This is a genomic window from Mycobacterium sp. TH-M25, assembly GCF_057473665.1.
Map to the genome: position 1 here is coordinate 1 of NZ_JBYCLA010000225.1, position 3410 is coordinate 3410.

General features: G+C 67.3%; 3 protein-coding genes. All 3 read right to left on the minus strand.

The window, feature by feature from the left end; all coding sequences use genetic code 11:
• A partial coding sequence (locus tag AC2VOU_RS07520) for an acyl-CoA dehydrogenase family protein (RefSeq protein WP_486956809.1) occupies nt 1-1121 on the minus strand: 1121 nt, incomplete at its 3' end.
• A 54-nt stretch (nt 1122-1175) separates the two neighbouring features.
• The gene (locus AC2VOU_RS07525; RefSeq protein ID WP_486956810.1) at nt 1176-2300 is read right to left on the minus strand and encodes an acyl-CoA dehydrogenase family protein; all 1125 of its coding nucleotides are present in this window, start codon (nt 2298-2300) and stop codon (nt 1176-1178) included.
• Complete coding sequence (locus AC2VOU_RS07530) at nt 2300-3193, minus strand: alpha/beta hydrolase (RefSeq protein ID WP_486956811.1); 894 nt, start codon at nt 3191-3193, stop codon at nt 2300-2302. The genes AC2VOU_RS07525 and AC2VOU_RS07530 overlap by 1 nt, the downstream gene beginning before the upstream one ends.
• Between the last annotated feature and the right edge of the window lie 217 nt (nt 3194-3410).

Consider the following 3410-nt stretch of genomic DNA (forward strand, 5'->3'; position numbering starts at 1 on the left):
TCAGGCTCTTTCGGCAGGCCCAGCACCCGTTCGCCGACGATGTTGCGTTGAATCTGATCGGTGCCGCCGCCGATCGAGGTGAAGTAGGCGTTCAGCGTCCGGAACGTCGCCGCGTCGCCGACCGGGTTGTCCGGGCCGGTCAACATCGCTTGCGCGCCGACTATTTCGGTTTCGACACGGGCCGTCTCGTGCAGGATCCGTGACATCGCGATCTTGCCGAGCGCCATCAGTGTGGCCGCTTCGACACGATCGACCGCAGCCTTCGATCGTTGGGTGTTCCAGCGGTTGACGGTGGCCAGCGCGTCGACGCGGGCGATCTGCTGACGAATGTAGGGATCTTCCAGCCGGCCGGCATCTCGCGCGAAATCGACCAGGAGATGGGCCTTCTCGGCTTGCGCCCGCTTGGCGTCCCTGGCGGTGCGGGCAATGTCTGCCATGAACCGTCGCTCATATCCGAGCGCGGTCTGTAGCACCGACCACCCGGCGTTCAGCTCGCCAACCAGGTTCTCGGCGGGAAGGCGAGCGTCCTGGATGAAGACCTCGTTGAACTCCGATTCGCCGGTGATCTGGTGGATCGGCCGGATCTCGACACCGGGCTGATGCATCGGCAGCATGAAGAAGCTGATGCCCTGGTGTTTGGGCACATCCCAGTCGGTCCTGGCCACCAGCATGCCGTAGTCGGCGGTTTTGGCGAACGACGTCCACACTTTCTGCCCGTTGATCACCCACTCGTCACCGTCGCGCTCGGCCCGGGTGCGCAGGCCGGCCAGATCCGACCCCGCGTCGGGCTCGCTGTAGAGCAGGCACCATTTGCTCTCGCCGCGGATCGAGGGCGGAATCAGCCGTCGCTTTTGCTCGTCGGTGCCCACGTCGCGCAGCGTGCAGGCGAAGAGGTTCCCACGGTCGTGACCGCAGCCATGCGCGCCGACCGCAGCGAATTCTGCTGCAACGAGCCGGGATTGGGAATCCGAGACACCGCGGCCGTAGCACTCCGGCTCCCAGCTGGGGACCGCCCATCCGGCATCGACGACGAGCTGGGCCCAGCTGGCGCGATCGATGTCGGGATTCCAGTTGGCCGACAACCAATTTCGGACCTCGTCGCGCAGTTCGTCGTCCGTCATGTGCCGCTCCTCCTCATCGCGCTATGCGCTCTGCATCGTCGCCGGCGGAAGTCATCATGCTCCGATCTGCTGCAGGTAGCGTTCCCGGTGCCAGGACGGGCTTCCCAGCAGCTGGGCGTCACATCGGGCGCGACGCAGATACAGGTGCGCCGGATGTTCCCAGGTGAATCCGATGCCGCCGTGGACCTGGATGTTGGTCGCTGCGACGAAGACGAAGGATTCCGAGCAATACGCTTGTGCCAGAGCGAGATCGGCGATTCGGGAAGGCGCTTGCTCGGCGAATGAGCCGGCGACGAAGCGTGCCGCCGATACCGCGGATTCGGCCTCCAGCAGCATGTCGGCGCACATGTGCTTGACGGCCTGGAAACTGCCGATCGCGCGACCGAACTGGTAACGGGTCTTGGCGTACTCGGTGGCCATCTCGACCGCCCGCCGCGCGCCGCCGGCCTGCTCGCTGACCAACGCCAACGCCGCACGGTCGAGCGCTGCCTCGAACACATCGACGCCGGTACCCGGCCGGCCGATCAGCCGCGCGGGGGTGTCGACGAATTGCAGTCGGCATTGCTTGCGGGTCGGATCGACCGTGGTCAGGGGCGTCACGGCCAGGCCGGGTGCACCGGCATCGACGGCGAACACCGCGGGACCGTTGTCGGTCGTCGCCAACACGTAGAACAGTTGCGCGCAGAGCCCGTCGAGCACGAAGTGCTTGTAGCCGGTGACGTGCCAGGTGTCGCCGACCAGACCTGCTGACGTGGTGATCGTCGCCGGTAACCGGGCCGAGCCGTCCTCGGCGAAGGCGGCGGTGGCGATCAGTTCACCTGCGGCGATCCGGGGCAATACCGCGCCGCACTCGGCTGCGTCACCGGTCGCGGCCAGCAGGCCGGGCACCAGCACCGCCGTTGACAGGAACGGGCTGACCAGCAGGGTCCGGCCCATCTCCTCCATCGCGATGCCCAGTTCCACCGGGCCCGCACCGGAGCCGCCGTGCTCCTCGTCGATCAGCAGTCCGGTCAGACCCATGGCCGCCAATTCATGCCACACCGTGGAGTCGAAACCGGTGTCGGTCGCCATCTGCGTCCGCACCTGGGCCTCGCCGGAATAACGTGTCATCAGGTCGGCGACCGCACTGCGCAGCGCCCGCTGTTCGTCGCTCACCGCAAAGGGCGCGCCAGCGGCCATCAGCGCGCGATAGCCAGGGCGGATCGCAGACTCGCGCACTGGCTGGCGAAAAATGCTCTGGACACGCCGGCTTTCGGCACTATCAGATCGAAGCCGTGAAATGCTCCGGAGACGACCTCGACCTGGCACGGGACACCGGCCGCGGCGAGACGCTCCGCGTAGGCAAGGTCCTCGTCGTGAAACAGATCGTGGGTGCCGACCCCGATCCAGGCCGGCGGCAATTCGCTCAGGTCCTCGCGGCGCCCCGGAACCGCGACATTCGGGTCGGCGCTGCCGAGGTAGGCCGCCCAGCCGAACCGGTTGCTTTTCGGGCTCCACAGCCGGTAGTTCGGCTTTTCCGGTGTCGAGCCGCTGCGGTCATCGAGCATCGGGTACGCAAGTAGCTGCAGGGTCGGCGATACCTCGCCACGGTCACGCGCCAGGAACGCCAGCGCGGCCGCCAAGCCGCCGCCTGCACTGGCCCCGCCGATCGCCACCCGAGCCGGATCGACAGCGGGCAGCTTGGCCAGCCAGGTCAGCGCGGCATAGCAATCCTCCAGCGGCGCGGGGTACGGGTGCTCGGGGGCCAGCCGGTAATCCACCGCCGCTACGGTGACGCCGAGCTCACGCGCGAACCGACGACACACGTCGTCATCCTGCTGAGCGGTGCCGAGGACATAGCCCCCGCCGTGGATCCACAACAGCGCGGGACCCGGCTGCTCGGCGCCGGCCGGGCGGTGCAACCGCACCCCGACACCGGAGCCCAGGATGAGCGACTCCACATCGCGGCTCGATCTGCGCCGTGCCGCCGGGGAAAGCGCTCGAATCAGCTTCAACGAGCGCGGGCCGACCAGCGATCTGGGTGCGAAGCGCGCGACTCTGCTCAGGTCGGGGTGGAAATCAGTGCTCGGCATCGTCTCAGTATGGCCAACGCGAACCGGGCTCGGGTCCCGGGCTCCGCCGCGGACGCGAAAACTCAAGCGCGTCCGCAATATTGGCTCTTCGCTGCGGCACAGGCGCGGCGCGTAGTGTCGAGTGGGTGACGTCAACCCATGCGTGATCACCGGAAGTGTCGGTGCGACGCGTGGTGTCGATGACATGGGGTAGTAGCTTGATGACGAGTTCCGCGGA

Coding starts and splice junctions, on each gene's coding strand:
- AC2VOU_RS07525 (WP_486956810.1), bottom strand. CDS start 2,300: ATGGCCGCTGGCGCGCCCTTTGCGGTGAGCGACGAACAGCGGGCGCTG.
- AC2VOU_RS07530 (WP_486956811.1), bottom strand. CDS start 3,193: ATGCCGAGCACTGATTTCCACCCCGACCTGAGCAGAGTCGCGCGCTTC.